General features: G+C 65.2%; 18 protein-coding genes. 17 read left to right on the forward strand and 1 reads right to left on the reverse strand.

The features are described 5' to 3' along the window. The first annotated feature begins 973 nt into the window (after positions 1-973). On the forward strand, positions 974-2,482 hold the full coding sequence (locus JMF82_RS19140) for an oligopeptide:H+ symporter (RefSeq protein WP_201316126.1): 1,509 nt from the start codon (positions 974-976) through the stop codon (positions 2,480-2,482). Positions 2,483-2,564: 82 nt separating this feature from the next. Here the strand turns inward: JMF82_RS19140 and JMF82_RS19145 are convergent, their stop codons facing one another. Beyond that, a complete protein-coding gene (locus JMF82_RS19145; RefSeq protein ID WP_236585574.1) occupies positions 2,565-3,023 on the reverse strand; it encodes a MarR family transcriptional regulator in 459 nt (152 codons plus the stop codon). 111 nt (positions 3,024-3,134) lie between these two features. Here JMF82_RS19145 and hppD point away from each other — a divergent pair, with 111 nt between their 5' ends. From hppD to JMF82_RS19225, 16 genes are all read left to right on the forward strand, one after another. Next, positions 3,135-4,232: a 4-hydroxyphenylpyruvate dioxygenase gene (gene hppD / locus JMF82_RS19150; protein WP_201316128.1), complete on the forward strand. Its 1,098-nt coding sequence runs from the start codon at positions 3,135-3,137 to the stop codon at positions 4,230-4,232. Between the two features lie 60 nt (positions 4,233-4,292). Beyond that, positions 4,293-4,691, forward strand: coding sequence for a DUF559 domain-containing protein (locus tag JMF82_RS19155; RefSeq protein ID WP_201316129.1), 399 nt, complete (start codon positions 4,293-4,295; stop codon positions 4,689-4,691). A 20-nt stretch (positions 4,692-4,711) separates the two neighbouring features. Further along, complete coding sequence (gene hmgA, locus JMF82_RS19160; RefSeq protein ID WP_201316130.1) at positions 4,712-6,013, forward strand: homogentisate 1,2-dioxygenase; 1,302 nt, start codon at positions 4,712-4,714, stop codon at positions 6,011-6,013. 65 nt (positions 6,014-6,078) lie between these two features. Next, on the forward strand, positions 6,079-7,065 hold the full coding sequence (locus JMF82_RS19165) for a fumarylacetoacetate hydrolase family protein (RefSeq protein WP_201316131.1): 987 nt from the start codon (positions 6,079-6,081) through the stop codon (positions 7,063-7,065). A 123-nt stretch (positions 7,066-7,188) separates the two neighbouring features. Continuing rightward, positions 7,189-8,589 (forward strand): oxygen-independent coproporphyrinogen III oxidase, encoded by a 1,401-nt coding sequence (gene hemN / locus JMF82_RS19170; protein WP_201316132.1) that lies wholly within the window; start codon positions 7,189-7,191, stop codon positions 8,587-8,589. A 28-nt stretch (positions 8,590-8,617) separates the two neighbouring features. Then, positions 8,618-9,379, forward strand: a complete 762-nt coding sequence (locus JMF82_RS19175; RefSeq protein WP_201316133.1) for a helix-turn-helix domain-containing protein — start codon at positions 8,618-8,620, stop codon at positions 9,377-9,379. Between the two features lie 117 nt (positions 9,380-9,496). Beyond that, positions 9,497-11,014 (forward strand): copper-containing nitrite reductase, encoded by a 1,518-nt coding sequence (nirK, locus tag JMF82_RS19180; protein ID WP_201316134.1) that lies wholly within the window; start codon positions 9,497-9,499, stop codon positions 11,012-11,014. A gap of 16 nt (positions 11,015-11,030) precedes the next feature. After that, on the forward strand, positions 11,031-11,777 hold the full coding sequence (locus JMF82_RS19185) for a formylglycine-generating enzyme family protein (protein ID WP_236585575.1): 747 nt from the start codon (positions 11,031-11,033) through the stop codon (positions 11,775-11,777). A gap of 10 nt (positions 11,778-11,787) precedes the next feature. After that, a complete protein-coding gene (locus JMF82_RS19190) occupies positions 11,788-12,351 on the forward strand; it encodes an SCO family protein (RefSeq protein ID WP_201316136.1) in 564 nt (187 codons plus the stop codon). Between the two features lie 393 nt (positions 12,352-12,744). Beyond that, on the forward strand, positions 12,745-13,929 hold the full coding sequence (locus JMF82_RS19195) for an alginate export family protein (RefSeq protein WP_236585576.1): 1,185 nt from the start codon (positions 12,745-12,747) through the stop codon (positions 13,927-13,929). Between the two features lie 87 nt (positions 13,930-14,016). Beyond that, the gene (locus tag JMF82_RS19200; protein ID WP_236585577.1) at positions 14,017-14,322 is read left to right on the forward strand and encodes a DUF2249 domain-containing protein; all 306 of its coding nucleotides are present in this window, start codon (positions 14,017-14,019) and stop codon (positions 14,320-14,322) included. After that, complete coding sequence (locus tag JMF82_RS19205) at positions 14,303-15,559, forward strand: hypothetical protein (RefSeq protein WP_236585578.1); 1,257 nt, start codon at positions 14,303-14,305, stop codon at positions 15,557-15,559. The genes JMF82_RS19200 and JMF82_RS19205 overlap by 20 nt, the downstream gene beginning before the upstream one ends. A gap of 2 nt (positions 15,560-15,561) precedes the next feature. Further along, positions 15,562-15,963: a putative zinc-binding protein gene (locus JMF82_RS19210; protein WP_201316139.1), complete on the forward strand. Its 402-nt coding sequence runs from the start codon at positions 15,562-15,564 to the stop codon at positions 15,961-15,963. After that, a complete protein-coding gene (locus JMF82_RS19215) occupies positions 15,944-16,816 on the forward strand; it encodes an SCP2 sterol-binding domain-containing protein (protein ID WP_201316140.1) in 873 nt (290 codons plus the stop codon). Before JMF82_RS19210 ends, JMF82_RS19215 begins: the two co-directional genes overlap by 20 nt. 108 nt (positions 16,817-16,924) lie before the next feature. Next, positions 16,925-17,440: a 3-hydroxyacyl-[acyl-carrier-protein] dehydratase FabA gene (fabA, locus tag JMF82_RS19220; protein ID WP_201316141.1), complete on the forward strand. Its 516-nt coding sequence runs from the start codon at positions 16,925-16,927 to the stop codon at positions 17,438-17,440. Beyond that, the coding region (locus tag JMF82_RS19225) for a beta-ketoacyl synthase N-terminal-like domain-containing protein (RefSeq protein WP_201316142.1) at positions 17,440-18,409 on the forward strand (970 nt) is incomplete at its 3' end. The genes fabA and JMF82_RS19225, both read left to right, overlap by 1 nt.

The raw sequence follows: 18,409 nt of genomic DNA on the forward strand, positions 1-18,409 counted from the left end.
GCCGGCTTTTTCTCCCTCTCCCCTCCGGGGAGAGGGCTGGGGTGAGGGGTGGGTGCTCGCGAAATTCCTTCCTACCTCTGTAGGAGCGCACCCTGTGCGCGACCGCAACGCCGGCACACGTCGCGGTAGTCACGACCATCGCGGACTGAGGCGACCACGTCAGTCCGCGGTCGCGCACAGGGTGCGCTCCCACAACGAACCGCAGTCACCGGCGGCATCGCGACGCGATGTGCCGCTCCGCGGCACGAGCCTTCAACCAACCCCTGTGTGGCGGTGAGGGGTGGACGATCAGGCCCCGCAGGGGTGCCCGACAGGACGTCGGGCACTTTTCGTCCGGGCAGGAGCCCGGTCGAAAAGCCCGGCCGCCCCTCACGGACTGGCTGGGCGTAGCCCAGCCAGCGCCACGCGGGGGGCCTTTCTCTTTGGTTACTTTCTCTTGGGCAAGCAAGAGAAAGTGACCCGGCCTCCGGCAGGAGGGCGGAAGCCCGCCGCAGGCGAGCCCGGTCGCGGGAAGCCAACAAGTGCAACGCCAAAAATCTTCGTCCATCAAAACGACGAACATGCAGACCGGCGCGAAAGGCTGTCGCGCACAGGGTGCGCTCCTACAAGAGAACGAACGCCACGCGAAGAGAAAGTAACCCGGGCCGCGGCAGCGGCTCGGAGCCCGCGGCCACGCGGGGGGGGCCATTCGGTCGCAGGCGAGCCCGGTCGTGGAAGACAAGACGTCGCCAACTGCATGCCTGAAGAACGAATGCCGCAGACCGGCGCGAAAGACGGTCGCGCACTGGGTGCGCTCCTACAACGGGCGCCACGGTGGCAACGCCAATCAAAGAAAGAGCCGGGTAGTAGGTGGTGGCTGGCAGGCTTGGTATGGTGCAGCGCATTTGACGGACCGGGCGATGGCGGTTACATCTCCCTTTCGCAAGATATTTCGATCGGCGCGCGCGCGCCGTACCTGCACCTTGGGGTTTGCATGACCGAAACGACTACTGCCGCCGCTTCCGCGACGCCCGATTACCCGCAGACCATGGGCCATCCGCGTCCGTTGTGGATGCTGTTCATGACCGAGTTCTGGGAGCGCTTCGCCTTCTACGGCATGCGCTGGGCGCTCACGCTGTACATCGTGGCGGAGTTCTTCAACAACGATCCGTCCGGCCAGGGTTTCGCCAGCCGCACCTACGGCGCCTACCTGGCGCTGGTCTACGCGGCGGCGGTGTTCGGCGGTTACGTGGCGGACCGGATCATCGGCTACCAGCGTTCGATCCTGGTCGGCGCCATCGTGATGTCGGCCGGCCTGTTCATGATCATGGTGCCGAACGAGCAGGTGTTCCTGCTGGGCCTGTCGACCGTCATCGTCGGCAACGGCCTGTTCAAGCCGAATATTTCCTCGATGGTGGGCCAGCTCTACGGCGTGGGCGACGCGCGCCGCGACCGCGGGTTCACCCTGTTCTACATGGGCATCAACGCCGGTGCGCTGGTGTCGCCGCTGATTACCGGCTGGATGGCCAGCCACTTCACCGACACCCCGATGCAGCAGAACTACAAGCTGGTGTTCCTGGCCTCGGGCATCGGCATGCTGATCAGCCTGCTGTGGTTCTGGATCGGCCGCCGCCAGCTCAAGGGCGTGGGCCGCCCCACGGCGGAGCAGGCCAACCGCATGCGCGTGGTCTACGTGTTCATCGGCTGCCTGCTCGCCATACCGCTGGTCTACCTGGTGATGGCCAAGGCGGGCGCGGTGGTGCTGCAGTGGATGCTGAGCGCGCTGTTCGTCGGGCTCTCGCTGCTGCTGCTGGTCGAAGGCTTCCGCGAAGGCAAGGTGCAGCGCAACCGCGTGATCGCGATGCTGATCATCTTCGTGTTCAACGTGCTGTTCTGGATGTTCTACGAACAGGCCGGCAGCTCGTTCAATTTCCTCGCGCAGAACATCGTGGACCGCCAGATGTTCGGCGGCTGGGAGTTCCCGGTGGGCTGGTTCCAGTCGGTCGCGCCGCTGTCGCTGGTGTTGCTGGCGCCGTTCGTGTCCATCGCCTGGGGCTGGCTGGACAAGCGCAACCTGGAGCCGTCGATCCCGCGCAAGTTCGGCCTGGGCCTGCTCGGCAACGCGGTGGCCTTCGTGGTGCTGATGTACGCGCTGTCCAGCCTGGTCGACAGCCGCAACCTGATTCCGTTCTGGCCGCTGGTGCTGGTCTACGTGCTGCAGACGCTCGGCGAGCTGTGCCTGTCGCCGATCGGCCTGTCGATGGTGACCAAGCTGGCGCCGGTGCGCCTGGTGGGCTTTGCCATGGGCGGCTGGTTCCTCTCCACCGGCATCGGCAACAACCTCTCGGGCATCTTCGCCGGCCACGTCAGCGGCAAAACCGGCATGACCGTCGCCTCCGCGCTCAGCGGCTTCACCTTCAGCTTCTGGCTGCTGGCCGGCGCCGGTGCGGTGCTGTTCCTGATCGCGCCGCTGATCAACCGGCTGATGCATGGGGTGAAGTAAGGCCCCCCGTTCCGTCATTCCCGCGATTTCCCGACAGCCGAAGGGCCGGTCGAGCGGGAGTGACGGGAAAACCCGTCGACGCCTACTTCGGTTCGATCGCCTGCAGCTTGTCGAGGATGCGCACCAGCCAGGTGCGTTCCTCGTCGTCGAGCTTCTCCAGCAGGTTGCGCTCATGCGCCCGCGCCATCGGCGCCACCACCTCATGGATCGCCCAGCCCGCCTCGCTCAGGCCCAGCACCGAACGGCGCTTGTCGCCGTCGTGGGTGGCCCGGGTGACCCAGCCGGCCTCGACCAGTTTGGCCAGGGCGCGGCTCACCGCCACCTTGTCCATCAGGGTGCGCTCGGCCACTTCACGGGCCGATAGGCCGTCAAAGCGCGCCAGCACGGCCATCACGCGCCACTCCGTCATGCTGAGGTCGAAGCGCCGCTGGTAGTCGTCGGCAATGGCCTGGCTGACCGCATTGGACAGGATGGAGAGCCTGTACGGCAGGAAATGCTCCAGCTCCAGCGGGGCATGGTCGGGATGGTGTTCAACGGACACTGATGCGATGCTCCTTGCAACTGGTTTCATATGTAACTATAACGTCGGGATTATGAGGATGGTCGCACGCTTGGCGTAGGCCATTGAGCATTGATCGATCAGGAGATTCCCATGAGCGCGCAGCCCAATCTTGGCATGCAGGTCACCACCTTCGAAAACCCCATGGGCATCAATGGCTTCGAGTTCGTCGAGTTCGCCGCCCCGGCGGGTCGCGGGCAGGAGCTGCACGACCTGTTCAAGCGCATGGGCTTCAGCGCCGTGCTCAAGCACAAGAGCCGCCCGATCACGGTCTACCGCCAGGGCGACGTGAACCTGCTGGTCAACGAGGATCCGAACTCTTTTGCCGCCGAATTCGCCAAGGCGCATGGTCCCTGCGCCGCGGGTTTCGCCATCCGCTTCCGCAAGCCGGCGGCTGAAGTGCGCGCCACCGTGCTCGGCAACGGCGGCGAGGCGATGGGCGAACTGGGCGAATCCACCAAGGCGATCAATGCACCGGTGGTGAAGGGCATCGGCGACTGCATGCTCTACCTGGTCGACCGCTATGGCGACAAGGGCAGCATCTATGGCGACGACTACGCGCCGATCCCGGGTGCGGACCAGCATCCGAAGGGTTTCGGCCTGACCTTCATCGACCATCTCACGCACAACCTCTACTTCGGCAACATGCAGAAGTGGTCCGATTACTACGAGCGCCTGTTCAACTTCCGCGAGATCCGCTACTTCGACATCAAGGGCGCGAAAACCGGCCTGGTGTCCAAGGCGATGACCGCGCCCGACGGCATCGTGCGCATCCCGCTCAACGAGTCCAGCGATCCGAAGTCGCAGATCAACGAGTACCTCGACGCGTATCACGGCGAAGGCATCCAGCACATCGCGCTGTTCACCGACAACATCTACGACACGGTGGAAGCGATGCGCGCGCAAGGCGTGGAGTTCCTCGATACGCCCGATACCTATTTCGACGTGATCGACCTGCGCATCCCGAACCATGGCGAGGATGTGCCGCGCCTGGCCAAGAACAAGATCCTGATCGACGCCGACCCGGAGACCAAGCAGCGCAAGCTGCTGCAGATCTTCACGCAGAACAACATCGGCCCGATCTTCTTCGAGATCATCCAGCGCAAGGGCAACGAAGGCTTCGGCGAAGGCAACTTCCAAGCGCTGTTCGAGTCGATCGAACGCGACCAGATGAAGCGTGGCGTGCTGTAAGACGCTTTTGCTCTATAGCCCCTCTCCCCTTGGGAGAGGGGTGGGGGAGAGGGTGCGGAAATGCGGCAAGGCAGGAAGCCACCGCTGCCAACCAGGACGCGCGGCTATGCACGCGAATGGAGGCGACAAGGTACCGAAGCCGAACAGCGTCTATGGCTGCATTTGCGTGCTGGACGCCTCGGTGGACTCAAATTCCGTCGACAGCACCCGATTCCTCCTTATATAGCGGACTTTTACTGCGAGGCGGCGAGGCTGATCATCGAGCTCGACGGTTCGCAACATGGCGAAGATAGGGACGAGATGCGCACTCGCTACCTTGAATCGCTGGGCCTCTTGGTCTTGCGTTACTGGGACAACGAGGTCCTGCAACAAACGGCGGTGGTGCTCGAGGCCATCTGGAGTGCCGCGCAAGACCGAACCCTCACCCCCACCCCTCTCCCGGAGGGAGAGGGGCCTTAAGCAAAGCACAAGGCGGACGCATGTCTGAGAAGGCCAGCAAGGATTACCAATCCGGTTTCGCCAACGAATTCGCCACCGAGGCCATGCCCGGCGTACTGCCCGAAGGGCAGAACTCGCCGCAGCAGGTGGCGCACGGCCTGTACGCCGAGCAGTTGTCCGGCACCGCTTTCACGGCGCCGCGCCATAGCAATCGCCGCAGCTGGCTGTATCGCATCCGCCCGGCGGCCATGCATCATCCGTTCGAGGCGATGGCCGACGGCCGCTTCCATAATCGCTTCAACGAGGTGCCGGCCAGCCCCAACCAGTTGCGCTGGGATCCGCTGCCGCTGCCCGGCGAGCCCACCGACTTCATCGATGGCATCGTCACCATGGCGGGCAACGGTAGCGCGGCCGAGCAATCGGGCGTGGGCATCCACCTGTATGCCGCCAACCGCTCGATGCAGGGGCGCTTCTTCTACAACGCCGACGGCGAGTTGCTGATCGTGCCGCAGCAGGGGCGCCTGCGCCTGGCCACCGAGTTCGGCGCGATCGGGCTGGAGCCGCTGGAAGTGGCGGTGATTCCGCGTGGCGTGCGTTTTCGCGTGGAACTGCTGGACGACAGCGCGCGCGGCTACATCGCCGAGAACTTCGGCGCGCTGCTGCGCCTGCCTGACCTCGGCCCCATCGGCAGCAACGGCCTGGCCAACCCGCGCGACTTCCTCACGCCGGTGGCGGCCTACGAAGACGTGGAGGGCGCCTTCGAGCTGGTCGCCAAGTTCCAGGGCAACCTGTGGCGCGCACGGATCGATCACTCGCCGCTCGACGTGGTCGGCTGGCATGGCAACTACGCGCCGTACAAGTACGACCTGCGCCGCTTCAACACCATCGGCTCGATCAGCTACGACCATCCGGACCCGAGCATCTTCCTGGTGCTGCATTCGCCCAGCGACACCGCGGGCGTGAGCAACATGGACTTCGTGATCTTCCCGCCGCGCTGGCTGGTGGCGCAGCACACGTTCCGCCCGCCGTGGTTCCACCGCAACATCGCCAGCGAGTTCATGGGCCTGATCACCGGCGCCTACGATGCCAAGGCCGAGGGCTTCGTACCCGGCGGCGCCTCGTTGCACAATTGCATGAGCGGCCACGGGCCGGATGCGGCCACCTACGAGAAGGCCTCGACCCGCGACCTGTCCCAGCCGGACGTGATCACCGGCACCATGGCCTTCATGTTCGAGACGCGCCGGGTGATCCATCCGACCCGGCAGGCGCTGGAAGCGCCGCAGCTGCAGGGCAGCTATTACGAGTGCTGGCAGGGCATCGGCAAGCATTTCACCGGCAAGTAAGCAGCACGCCACCGAATCAACCAAGAACGAAAAGACCGCCGTCCGCGCAGTCTTCGGAGCAAAACATGAAACTGGGTTCCCTGAAGGAAGGCGGCCGCGACGGTACGCTGATCGTCGTCAGCCGCGACCTGACCAAGGCCGTGAAGGCCACCGGCATTGCCGCCAGCCTGCAGGCCGCCCTGGACGACTGGTCGAACGTGGCACCGCGCCTGAACGCGCTGTCCGACGACCTCAACGCCGGCAAGGCCGCGGAGGCCTTTGCGCTGGATGTCACCGCGATGGCGTCCCCTCTGCCGCGTGCCTACGAGTTCGTCGACGGCAGTGCCTATCTGCCGCACGTGGAGCGCGTGCGTCGCGCGCGCGGCGCCGAGGTGCCGGAATCGTTCTACACCGATCCGCTGATGTACCAGGCCACCAGCGCCGGCTTCCTCGGTCCTCGCGACCCGGTCGTGGTACCCAGCGAGGACTACGGCATCGACCTGGAGGCCGAGGTGGTGGTGGTCACCGACGACGTGCCGATGGCGGTGACGCCGGCGCAGGCGGCGGCCCACATCCAGCTGGTGGGCCTGGTCAACGACGTCTCGCTGCGCGGCCTGATCCCGGCCGAGCTGGCCAAGGGCTTCGGCTTCCTGCAGTCCAAGCCGCGTTCGGCGTTGTCGCCGGTTTTCGTCACGCCGGATGAACTGGGGGATGCCTGGCAGGACGAGAAGCTGCACCTGCCCATGCGCACCTGGCTCAACGGCCAGTGGTTCGGCGAGGCCGAATGCGGCGTGGACATGCAGTTCAACTTCGCCCAGCTGGTGGCGCATGCCGCCAAGACGCGCCCGCTGACCGCCGGCACCATCGTCGGCTCGGGGACCATTGCCAACGAGGACACCAGCAAGGGCGCGTCCTGCCTGGCCGAACAGCGCACGGTCGAAACCCTGCGCGACGGCAAGCCGAGCACCCCGTTCCTCACCTTCGGCGACAGCCTGCGCATCGACGTTACCGACGCGTCCGGCGCATCGATCTTCGGCTCCATAGAACAAGTGATTGCGTCACAGCAACGCTAACTGGCGACGGAACAGCCTGCGGCGGTTTACCACAGGGATTTGAGCCGAAAACCTACACTAAATGTCGCAGGCGCCTGACTGGCGTCAGATGAGTCTCGCAGGGGCGGCCAGATACTGCCGCCCATGCGCACCGATACCATTGTTCCCGAATTCGACGCTGACCTCATCGCACGCTACGACGTCGCCGGCCCGCGTTACACCAGCTATCCGACGGCGCCCCAGTTCCACACCGGGTTCGATGAGGCCGCCCTGCGGGCGGCGGCGCAGGCCTCCAACGAAGACCTCGTGCCGCGGCCGCTCTCGGTCTACGTGCATGTACCTTTCTGCTTCAGCCCCTGCTTCTACTGCGGCTGCATGCGCGTCATCACGCGCGACATCGCCAAGGCCGACCAGTACCTGGAACTGCTGTTCCGCGAGATCGCCATGGTGGGCCCGATGTTCGATCGGGACCGCCCGCTGAAGCAGCTGCACTTTGGCGGCGGCACGCCGAACTACCTCGACCTGCCGCGCATGACGTCGGTGATCGAGATGCTGGAGCGCCATTTCGCCTACCGCCGCGAGGGCGAACGCGAGTACGGCATCGAGATCGACCCCCGTTTCGCCGACGGCCGCTACATCACGGAACTGGCCTCGCTGGGTTTCAACCGCATCTCGGTCGGCATCCAGGATTTCGATCCGGCCGTGCAGGAAGCCGTCAACCGCATCCAGAGCGTGGAACAGACGCGCGAAGTGCTGGATGCGGCGCGCGCCTCGGGCTACGGCTCGGTGAGCGTGGACCTCATCTACGGACTGCCCCGGCAGACCCTCGATGGCTTCGATCGCACCCTCGACGAAGTGCTGGGCCTCGCGCCCGACCGCATCGCCGTCTACGGCTACGCCCATCTTCCCAAGCTGTTCAAGGCGCAGCGGCAGATCGATGCCGGCGAACTGCCCGATCCGGCCACGCGACTGGCGCTGTTCGGGCGCGCCTTCAAGCGCCTGTGCGACGCGGGCTATGTCTACGTGGGCATGGATCATTTCGCGCGCGCCAACGATGAACTGGTGCGTGCGCAGCGCAGCCGCACGTTGCAGCGCAATTTCCAGGGTTACTCCACGCACGGCGACTGCGACATCATCGGGCTCGGCGTCAGCGCCATCAGCCGCATCGGCGACAGCTACAGCCAGAGCGCGCGCGACCTCATCGGTTACGAAGCCGCGATCAAGGCAGGCCGGTTGCCGGTGGCGCGCGGCATCTCGCTGAGCGGCGACGACATCGTTCGCCGCGCCGTGATCAGCGAGCTCATGTGCCACGGCGAACTCGACATGCGTGGCTTCGGCCAATCCCATCAGCTGGATTTCGCCGATTGCTTCGACAGGGAGCTGGACCGGTTGCGCGAACATGCGGCCGACGGCCTGGTCGTGGTGGACGACGCGGCGATTCGCATCACCGCGCGCGGCCGGCTGCTCCTGCGCAACATCGCCATGAACTTCGACGCGTATCTCAACAACCCGGCAGAAACGTCCCGCTATTCGCGCACGATCTGACGGATGCGACCCATCTAGGGGGCCGAACATGCTTTCAGGGAAGTCCATCGACCGCACGCCGCATTCGTGCAATCCCATTGCGGATGATGGCGACGAGGTCCACTTCTGCAGCACCTGCGCATTCTCCGATGCCTGCCTCTCGGTGGGTTACGGCAAGCCTGAATTGTCCGCGTTGCACTGCCTCGTCGAACACGTCGGGCCTTATCGCACCGGTGCCCATGTGTTTCGCACGGGCGATCCGTTCCGCGCGATCTATGCGGTACGCGCGGGTACGGTGAAGACCTGCGTCGTCGACAAGGATGGCCGCGAACAGGTATTGGGTTTCTATTTGCCGGGCGAAGTCATTGGCCTGAACGCCATCTATCCGGACCAGTTTCCGTGCGATGCCGTGGCGCTGGAGGCGGCTCAGTTCTGCCGCTTCTCGTTTCCCGCCATGAGTGCCCTGGCATCGCGCATGCCGGCCCTGCAGCAACACCTGTTCCGGCTGTTGAGCAAGGAGCTCGGCACCGCGACGCTGCTTGCGGCCGACCACACGGCGGACGAGCGCATGGCCGCCTTCCTGCTCGACCTGGGTGATCGCTACCAGGCGCGTGGTTTCTCGGGCACGCAATTTCGACTCAGCATGGCGCGCGGCGATATCGCCAACTACCTGCGTCTTGCCGCCGAAACGGTAAGCCGCGTGCTGGGTCGTTTCCGCAGCCAGAAACTCATCGACATCAACGGGCGTTCCGTCACGTTGCTCGATCGAAAAGCGCTTCGCGATCTGTCGCGCGACGAGTGCACGAATTGAAGAAAAAAGCCGTGGCAGGTTGACGCATTTGGCCAAGGGCTTCGCCGTCTCTGACATCAGTCAAGCGGGGATTGATGACGCTGCCTAGGCTTGAGTTGGGAATCAAGGGAGAAACCCATGTCACGACTGTTAGCCACTGTACTCATCGCCGCTGGCTTGCTGCCCGGCGCCGTACTCGCCGGCCAGGCGACAGGTACGGCACCGCTGGCCATAGTTGCAACGGCCAGCCCGGCACCGCTCGCGGCGCCGGTCGACTTCGGCCCGCCGCAGGGTGAGCCCATCCACGCGGTACTCGGCATTCCGCCGAATGTGCCCGAGCCGATCCATCGCAATTACCCCGCCAAGGTGATCGTCGAGCTCGAAGTGATCGAGAAAGAGATGCCTATTTCCGAAGGCGTCACCTACACCTACTGGACCTTCGGCGGCACCGTGCCCGGCAGTTTCATCCGCGTGCGCCAGGGCGACACGGTGGAGTTCCACCTGAAGAACTCGCCCGACAGCAAGATGCCGCACAACATCGACCTGCATGGCGTGACCGGCCCGGGCGGCGGCGCGGCGTCGAGCTTTACCGCGCCCGGCCATGAAAGCCAGTTCACCTTCAAGGCGCTCAACGCCGGCCTGTACGTCTACCACTGCGCCACGGCGCCGGTGGGCATGCACATCGCCAACGGCATGTACGGCCTGATCCTGGTCGAGCCGCCGCAGGGCTTGCCGAAGGTGGACCATGAGTACTACGTGATGCAGGGTGACTTCTACACCACCGGCAAGTACCGCGAGAAGGGCCACCAGCCGTTCGACATGGATGCCGCGATCGCGGAGCACCCGACCTATGTGCTGTTCAACGGCCGCGAAGGCTCGCTGACCGGCGACCACGCCCTGACCGCCAAGGTCGGCGAAAGCGTTCGCCTGTTCGTCGGCAACGGCGGCCCGAACCTGGTCTCGAGCTTCCACGTGATCGGCGAAATCTTCGACAAGGTCTACTACGAGGGCGGCACGAACGCTCAGGAAAACGTGCAGACCACGCTGATCCCCGCCGGTGGCGCGATGATGGCCGAGTTCCATGTCGAGGTGCCGGGCAGCTACGTGCTGGTCGACCACTCGATCTTCCGTGCCTTCAACAAGGGCGCGCTGGGCATCCTCAAGGTGGATGGGCCGGAGAACAAGGCGATCTATTCGGGCAAGGAAGTGGACTCGGTATACCTGGGTGACCGCGCCAATCCCAACCTGCACGCCGTTGCCACCGCGGCCAAGGCCAATGCCAGCGGCACGCTGAGCAAGAACGACCAGGTCGCCGCGGGCAAGCAGCTGTTCACCGGCACCTGCTCGGTCTGTCACCAGGCCAATGGCGAAGGCCTGTCGGGCGTATTCCCGCCGCTGGCCAAGTCGGACTACCTGGCGAAGCAGGACAAGGATCACTTGATCGGCATTCCGCTGCATGGCCTGACCGGCAAGGTCACCGTCAACGGCAAGGAATACGACTCGGTGATGCCGCCGATGAGCCAGCTGACCGACGACGAGGTGGCCAACATCCTGACCTATGTGTTGAACAGCTGGGGCAACCCGGGCGGCCAGGTAAGCAAGGAAGAAGTGTCCAAGGTACGCGCCGCGCCGGCGCCGGCGGCCACGGGGCACTGAGATGAAACGGCTGGCCGTGATCCTTTCCGGCCTGCTGCTGGCTCTCCCGGCAGCGGCGGCAGAGTATGCCGCCCTGCCGGGAGGCAGCTTTTCCAGCGTGCTTCCCGCGGATGGCAAGGCGGCGCCCGCGCGCATCGCGCCTTTCCGCCTGCGCACCGAGCCGGTGACCAATGCCGAGTTCCTGGCCTTCACGCGGAAACATCCCGAGTGGCGGCGTGACCGCGTGCCGGCTCTTTTTGCCGATGCCGGTTACCTCTCCCATTGGGCCGGCGACGATGCGCTGGGGGCCGCGATTTCACCTTCACAGCCTGCTACCCGCGTCAGCTGGTTTGCGGCGGAAGCCTATTGCGAGAGTGAGCAGGCGCGCCTCCCCACCTGGTATGAATGGGAGTATGCGGCCGCGGCAGATGGCCAGCGCACGGACGCCCGCAACGATCCTGCATGGCGCGAGCGCGTGCTTGTCTGGTACAGCCGTCCGTCCAGTGCACCGCTGCCCGAGATTGGCGGGGCCGCCGACGTCCATGGCGTACGTGACCTCAATGGTGTCGTCTGGGAGTGGGTCGACGATTTCAATGCGCTGCTGGTGGGCAGCGACAGCCGTGACCAGGACGGCGCGGACAAATTCAAGTTTTGCGGCGCCGGTGCACTGAACATGCAGGAGAAGGAGAACTACGCCACGCTGATGCGCGTCGCCATGTTGTCCTCGCTCAAGGCAGCCAATACCACCACCAACCTCGGCTTTCGTTGTGCGAAGTCCGATTGAGGAGTGATCGATGAAGCGGCTGATCGTGTTGCTAGGCCTTCTGTTCTTCACCGCCGCTCATGCAGCGACGCCGTTGCTCCGGGATTCGATCTACCAGCTGGAGGTTCAGCTGACCGACCAGGACGGCAAGACCTGGCCTCTCGCATCGCGCCGAGGCCATGTGCAGCTGGTGTCGATGTTCTATTCCTCGTGCACGATGGTGTGCCCGATGATCGTGGACACGCTGAAGCTGACCCGGAAGGCGGTGGATGAAGGCGACCGCGACCGGTTGGACCTCTTGCTGATCAGCTTCGATCCCGCGCGGGACAGCGTGCCGGTACTTCGTCAATACGCCGAAGGGCGCAGGCTGGAAGCGCCCCGCTGGACGTTGGCGCGCGCCGAGCCCGCATCCACGCGCCAGCTGGCGGCACTGCTTGGCGTGCAATATCGTCCCCTGCCGGATGGCGACTTCAATCATTCCAGTGAGCTTCTCCTGCTGGACGGGGAGGGTCGCATCGTGGCGCGCACCGCCATCATCGGGCGCCTCGATCCCGAGTTCGTGCAGGCGGTGAAGAAGACGCTTCGCGCACCGTAGCGTTCATCTCGGGGCACCTGCTTTCTTCATGTGGTTCGAATCGAAGGGCGAGCTTGTACTCGCCCTTCGATTGTGCGCGATGGTTTGGAAACCTTCAGTGGGTGCATGGTCGTGCGGGTCATCCCGGCAACCGTTCCGCGTTGCGTAGCCATGGATCCAAGGACTTGTTCTGGAGGTCGCTCGCGACGTCGCGACGAACATGTTCTCGCGCTTGCAACCATCACGCGGCGCGTTGTCACAGCAACTCTTCAAGTGCAAACGGCTTGACGACGGTCAGGCCGGGCGCGTGGATAGCTGTCGAGACTACCTTCACTCAATGGGGAGTAGATCGACAGGAGTAGTTGGATGAAAAGGGCATGCCATGGTCGTTCGTTGGCAGCATGTGGTTTGGCCATGCTTGGAGTTTCCTTCGCAGCGAATGCCCAGTCGGGCACGGAAACATCGCCGCCGCTCCAAGTGGAGTGGAATGCGCGACTTCGCCATGAGCAGGTCGACGATGATGCGTTCAGTCGCGACGCGCAGGCGGATACCCTGCGCCTTCGACTGGGTTTGCGCGCCCATTTCGGCAATGGCTGGGGTGGCTTCATCGAAGGCGCGGGTACGGCGAGCGCCAACGATCATTACAACAGCGGAGCGAATGGCCATACGCAATATCCGGGTATCACCGACCCGCACGGCACCGAGCTCAATCAAGCATGGCTGACGTGGCAGGGCAGTGACTTCGGCGCCAAGGTCGGGCGACAGGAAATCGTGCTCGACAATCAACGCTGGGTGGGCAACGTAGCCTGGCGCCAGTTCGAGCAGACCTTCGACGCGATCGCCCTGCAATGGAAGCCATCAGCGGACTGGACGTTGCGTTACGACTGGCTCGATCGCGTCAACCGCGTGGCTGGGCCGGATGCGCTGAGCCCCTTGGCCCGCAAGCGCCTGCTCAACACGCACCTTTTCAATGCGGCATGGGCGCATGGCAACCAGCAGGTATCGGGCTACGCGTACCTGCACAAGGACAAGGACGTCGCCACCGCCTCCACCGCCACCTACGGCGCGCGTTGGGTAGGCAAGCCCTCGCCCGAAGGCGGGTTTGGCTGGGCCGTCGAAGGTGCCCGCCAGTACGACTACGCCAACAACCCGCAAAACCTCGCCCACAGCTACTGGCTGCTGGAGCCGGCGTGGACGCAATGGGGGGTCACCGGCAAGCTCGCCTGGGAGCACCTGGCGGGTGATGGCCATACTGCGCTGCAGACGCCGCTCGCCACGCTGCATGCCTTCAACGGCTGGGACGATCAGTTCACCGTGACACCGGTGAATGGCCTGGAGGATTACTACGTGTCCCTCAACGGCAATCTCGGCAAGCAAGGCTGGGCGAGCAAGCTCGGCTGGGTCGTGACCTATCACGACTATCACGCCGACAAGGGTGGCAGTCATTACGGCGACGAGTGGAACGCGTCGTTGTCGTTCCCGCTGATGCCAGGCTTGACCGGGCTGGTGAAGGTTGCCAGTTATCGTGCGGACCACTATGCGCACGACGACACCAAGGTATGGCTGCAACTGGAATGGCAAGGCAAGCAGCCGCTGTGAGGCGGCAGTCACCGATGAGGTGAGGTGCTTACCGATGCGCTGACTCAGGTCAGCGCATCGACGCGCCGTAGTCGATGAAATAGCGGCATGAACATGTCCAGTCCTACCTGTCTCTGCCGGGGTTCAGCCAAGCCTGCCGGCGCGACCCTGCTCGACCTTCGCACCCTGCAGCCACCGGAGCCGATGCAGCAAGCCCTGGCGGCGGCGGATCGACTGATGCCGGGCGACGTGCTGGAGGTACTGACTCCGCTGATGCCCATGCCCTTGTTGTCCGCTTTAGCCGAGCGCGGGCTCCAGGCACAGGCGACGACGCTCAGCGAGGGTGGCGCGAGAGTCGTCATTCGTTGCATTCCGCATGGGGCTGCGCCCGCTCATGGCCAAGCTGGCGCTTGACCAGGCGCCGACTGTCTCGCTACCCCGCCGGTTTCTCTGCTCCATGCCGGCCTGGGGCATGCTGGCGGGCCTGCTGCTGATGCTCGACGGCGATGGCATGCTGCGGTCGCGCTGGCATCCAGGCACGCTGGCCTTGGTGCATACCTTTACCCTGGGTGTGCTCGGCAATGCGATGTTCGGCAGCCTGTTGCAATTCCTGCCGGCCGCGGCCGGTGTTCCGCTTCGCAGTGGACGGCTGGCAAGCGGGATGCATATTGCGCTGAACCTGGGCACGTTGTCGCTCGTGGGCGGCTTTTACTTCGCCTCGATCCCGTTGTTGACGTTGGGTGGCCTGATGCTGCCTCTGGCATTTCTCGCCCTGGTCGGGATCACCTTGCCTGCCGTGTGCCGGGCGGTCGGCCAGCGGCGGCTGCGCGCGGGCATCGGTGCGTCTCTCTTATTCGGACTGGCGACGGCGCTACTCGGTGGTGCGTTGGCCCTTTGCGGCAGTGGCCGGTTGTCGTTGGACATACCGCGCTGGGTGGATGTCCATGCCTCGCTTGGCGTGCTGGGCTGGATGGTGGTGCTGCTCGCCAGCGTCGGGCGGGTGGTCATGCCCATGTTCCAGGGAACCGTTGCGCCGCCGCCGACATGGCATGCCGCCTGGTTGGGCTGCTTGCTGGCCATGTTCCCCGTGGCTGCGGTGTCGTATCTCATCGGCCTGGGTGACGCAGTTTTGCCGGCAACGGTTGCGCTGTTCGGCCTGTCGTTTGCGTTTACCGTGACGTGGTCGCAGCGGCGTACCACGCAGGCGCGACGTGGGCCCCTCTGGTGGAGCTGGCGAGTCGGCTCGCTTGCGCTGTTGGTATCCGCAGTGGCGCTGTCGTCGCAAAGCGGCGGACCGTTGCCCGCCGCGGCACTCGCCTTGGGCATGGCGTTGCCCCTGCTGGTCGTCGGCATGGCGCTGGAAATCGTCGCCTTCCTCGGCTGGATCGAGCTGCACCGGCGTGTGGGGCGGGGCGTGCCATTGCCTGGCGTGCAGCGATTGATGCCTGCACGCGAGCGTGGCGCGGCGCTTATCGCCCTGGCTGTTGCCGGCGCGGCGGTTGTGCTGTCGACGTTGCATCCCGACACATGGCTTGTCGGAACCGCAGGCTTGTTTCAGTGCATCGCATGGGTGGGAGTGGCTGCCGTATTCCTCGGTACGCGCCGGCGCGTGCGGCAATTCTTGCGTGACCAGGTGAAGCCGGGAAGATGAACATGCCGAAGGGAACGCTCGTTTACGCCTGCTCGGGATGCTCGAGCGCGGCGCAGATGGCCAATCACTTTGCGCTGCGCCTCGATCGCGAGGGCACGGCGGAAATGTCCTGCATCGCGGGCGTGGGCGGCGGTGTGCCCGGGCTGGTACGCACGGCGCAAAGCGGGCGGCGGATACTCGCACTCGACGGATGCGAGATGCGCTGCGTCGCCGCCTGCCTGGCAAGGGCGGCCGTGGTCGCCGACGCGCACCTGGTGTTGTCCGATTACGGCGTGAAGAAGCGTCAACACGCGGACTTCGAACCTGGCGAAGCGGCTCGCGTGTATGCCGATGCCGTGCTTCCCGCCGCGCACGCTTTGACCGCTGTCGATGAGGAGCGCCTCCATGTCGCCGCTTCCGCGTGATCGCTGGCTTCTGGATCGCACGCGCGGCGCCATCGATGGTGTCGATGATGGCCTGATCCTGCTGCTGGCGACGCGCCGGCGTCTTGTGCGCCTCGTGGCATGGCTGAAGGCGCGTGCCGGCGTGGCGGGTCGCGATGCCGGTCGCGAGCAGCGTGTACATACGCGCGCGCAGACGCTCGCGGCCCGCGTCGGCGTGCCAGGTGCCACGGCACGCGCCCTGGTTGGCCTCGCCATAGACGATGCCTGTCTTCAGCAAGGCATCGTTGGCGAAGGCCGCGGCCTTGATGTTGATCAGGGCAGGGCAAGGGGGCAGGGACCGATGATCCCGGGCATGCCGATCTCGCTTGCTCCTTCCACGCTGGCGCCGCATGTGCTGCGCTGGATGCCGCCACCGCGCCGCGTGGCACCCCTGGTTCGCGCCATGCCGGGTCGTTGGCTGCACGCCTTGCTGGAGAAGGCGATGGCCCGCGTACTCGCCGTGCCGCTGCGCGACGGTTCGCTCGATTTCATGCAAGGGCGCCGTCTCGGCATCGAGGTCAGCGACCTCGGCCTGCGTTGGGTGCTTACCCGGGATGACGGGCGGTTTCGCGTGATGGCGGATGAGCCGGAAGCCAGCGTGAGCGGCAGCGCGACGGATCTCCTGCTGCTGGCAGGCCGCCTCGAGGACGCCGATACGCTGTTCTTCCAGCGCAGGCTCGTCCTTACCGGTGATACGGAACTGGGGCTGACGGCACGCAACCTGCTCGAACGCCTGCCTTGGGAAGATGTCCCGCTGGGGTTGCGTATCGCACTTCATCGAGGCGCGCGCCTTGCCCGTATGGCGCGGGAGGCGCATCGCGAGCGGTCGGCTTGATGCCGTATGGACGCAACCTGTCGTTGCGTCGCGGCTCCTTGATCCTCGTCAGGGCCGACAGGAAAGGGGTCCCCCAGACTCGCCGTTCCCCTCTTCTGCGGACAAGACATGACACGCGCCTCCTCGTTTGATCGCGAGCAGCTACTCGCCTGCGCCCGCGGCGAACTGTTCGGCCCTGGCAATGCGCGCCTGCCATCGCCACCCATGCTGATGTTCGACCGCATCACGCACGTGAACGAGCATGATGGCGCGTTCGGCAAGGGATCGCTTCGCGCAGAGCTGGATATCAGCCCGAACCTGTGGTTCTTCGCCTGTCATTTCGATGGCGATCCGGTCATGCCCGGTTGCCTCGGCCTGGACGCCTTGTGGCAGCTCAGCGGATTCTTCCTGCCATGGCTGGGCCTGCAAGGGCGTGGTCGCGCGCTCGGCGTCGGCCAGGTGAAGTTCACCGGCCAGGTACTTCCCAGCGCCAGCCTGCTCAGTTACGCGGTGGACATCAGCCGCGTCATCAAGGGCCGCATGAACGTGGTGGTCGCCAATGGCACCGTCCATGTCGATGGGCGCCAGATTTATACGGCCACCGATATGCGCGTGGGCCTGTTCCAGTCGACGGAGAGCTTCTGATGCGCCGCGTGGTGGTCACTGGCATGGGTATCGTGTCCTGCCTCGGTCATGCCTCCGAGGCGGTGACGCAGGCGCTGCAGGATCTCAAGAGCGGCATCCGCGCCATGCCCGAATACGCCGCGAAGGGCCTGCGCAGCCATGTGGCCGGCATGCCCAGGATCGACCTGGACGCCCTGGTCGACCGCCGGCTGCGGCGGTTCATGGGTGACGCCGCGGCGTACGCCTACCTGGCCATGCGGTCGGCGATCGAGGATGCCGGCCTTGCGCTCGAACAGATCCGTCATCCGCGTGTCGGCGTGATCGCCGGCTCGGGTGGCGGGTCGGCGCAATGGCAGATCGAAACGGCTGACCTGCTGCGCGAAAAGGGCGTGCGCCGCGTAGGCCCCTGCATGGTGCCGAAGACCATGTGCTCCACCGTGTCCGCCACGCTGGCGACGGCATTCGGCATCCTGGGCCTGAGCTATTCGATCGCCGCGGCCTGCGCCACGTCGGCGCATTGTATCGGCGCGGCGGCCGACCTGATCCGCCACGGCGCGCAGGACATCGTGTTCGCCGGCGGTGCTGAAGAACTGCATTGGGGCATGACGGCGCAGTTTGATGCGATGGGCGCGCTGTCCTCCCAGTACAACGCGACACCCGAATCGGCCTCGAAACCGTATGACGCATCGCGCGACGGTTTCGTCATCGGGGGCGGTGGCGGCATGCTGGTGTTGGAAGACTACGAACATGCCAGAAAGCGTGGCGCCACCATCCACGCGGAACTGGTGGGCTACGGCGTGACCTCCGATGGCGCGGACATGGTGGCGCCTTCGGGCGAAGGCGCCGTGCGTTGCATGCGCCAGGCCATGGCCCGCTGCGAAACGCCGATCGATTACCTCAACACGCACGGCACCGCCACGCCGCTGGGCGACATCGTCGAACTCACCGCGGTGCGCGAGGCCTTCGGTCAGAACGTGCCGCCGCTGTCGT

The sequence above is a fragment of the Dyella sp. EPa41 genome (genome assembly GCF_016586165.1).
GTDB lineage: Bacteria > Pseudomonadota > Gammaproteobacteria > Xanthomonadales > Rhodanobacteraceae > Dyella.